Genomic DNA, 1,512 nt, shown 5'->3' with positions numbered 1-1,512 from the left:
TCCCCAATCTACGTCAATAGAACTTAAGTTATATTGTTCACTAAAAACTTTTTGTACATTTTCCTTTGTTACTGCTAATTTTTCACTTTTAGTATTACTGGCTGTAGAACTACCACATCCAGTAATACTAAATACTAATGAAACAACTGCTATTATTACTATCAATTTATTAGTTTTATTTTTCATCATTTTTCGACTTCCTCCCTATATCTAGTGTAGCCTGAGCTACACTGATTTATTTTTATTGTTTTTTTCCTCTCGTATACTCTGACCTATGTTTTTTCCTCGATTATACGATTCCATAGTTTGTTTTACAATAGGATTATTCTGAACTTTTTTAATTATTTTATCTTTTTGCTGTTGACGAATCATTTGATACGAAGACTTATCGTTATTTGGATGTATAGGCTCCGGTGTATTATTTGGTACATTATGTCCACTTGTTTCATTCTTTTCACTGCCATTACTACTATTAATTGGTTCGGGGGTATTATCTGAAATATTTCTATTTGAACTAGGTTGTTCACCCACTTGATTATCACCATTATTAGAAATAGGTTGTCTAGGTTCGGATGTATTACCACTAGAACCATTCATTTCATCATAAATAGATTTGTGTTCTTGGCTACCATTGTCATTAATACTGCTTTTCCCATCAGCATTACCCATTTCATCATAAATAGATTGGTGCCCTTGGCTACCATTCCCTTTAGTATTACCTTCTGGACTACTAATTCCGGCATTCTTACTAGAATTGTCAGTGCTACTATTAACAACATTTCCTTTGTTTAAATCTTCATTTCCCTTAGCCTTATCTTTAGCCATACCAGGATATATAGATTTTGCTTTATTCGCATCTGCATTTTTCTTATCCTTAGCCTTATCTTTATCCATGTCTTTATATAAACCACTTGCTATACCAGCGCCTGCTCCAAATGTAGAGCCTGCCATCTTGCCAGCACTACCTGCAATACTATTTGCAGTTTTACCAATATTCTTAGCACCTTTCATAGCAGTGCTACCTATCATGTATGCTCCTGCCATTGTTTTAAATCCGTCCCGAAGTCCTGCGTCTATTCCAAATAGCTTTTCTACCATATTAGGTCCGTCTATTACTGCAAAAGACCCTGCTACAAGTAAAACTACGCCTTCTATACCTGGTGTTATTGCACATAGTGCACTAAACAAGACATAGAATTTAAGTAACACAGCTATTAAAAAAGTCACTATAAACGTTGACATTATATTTTGTAGTATTTGTTTTGTTTTCTGTCCGTCATTAATATCAACTGGAGCTACAATAATAGCTAGAAATTTATTATAAGCAAGTTCAAAAATCATTTTTGCTAACTTAAAACATGTAAATGCTAATGTTGCACCAATTACTCCAAGTGACACAATAATATTTAAGAAGTTAATATTATATCTATAATAATATTCTTTCCAAAATGTCATCCATCCTTGGTTAAGCTTTTCTGTAGTTAACTTCCCATCTGTATCTGTTGCTATTTT

The 1,512-nt window shown here is 33.0% G+C and carries 2 protein-coding genes; both read right to left on the bottom strand.

What is annotated here, in order from left to right:
- Nucleotides 1-189, bottom strand: a 189-nt coding sequence (locus tag VIM70_RS21930; RefSeq protein ID WP_331947905.1) for a hypothetical protein, incomplete at its 3' end; no start/stop codon positions are given.
- Between the two features lie 36 nt (nt 190-225).
- Nucleotides 226-1,512: pLS20_p028 family conjugation system transmembrane protein (locus VIM70_RS21925; RefSeq protein WP_349257522.1), on the bottom strand; the 1,287-nt coding region annotated here is incomplete at its 5' end.

Source organism: Clostridium sp., assembly GCF_036569345.1.
Taxonomy (GTDB): domain Bacteria; phylum Bacillota; class Clostridia; order Clostridiales; family Clostridiaceae; genus Clostridium_AD.
Note: the sequence above shows the minus strand (reverse complement) of the source record. Positions and strands in the feature narration are given on the sequence as shown.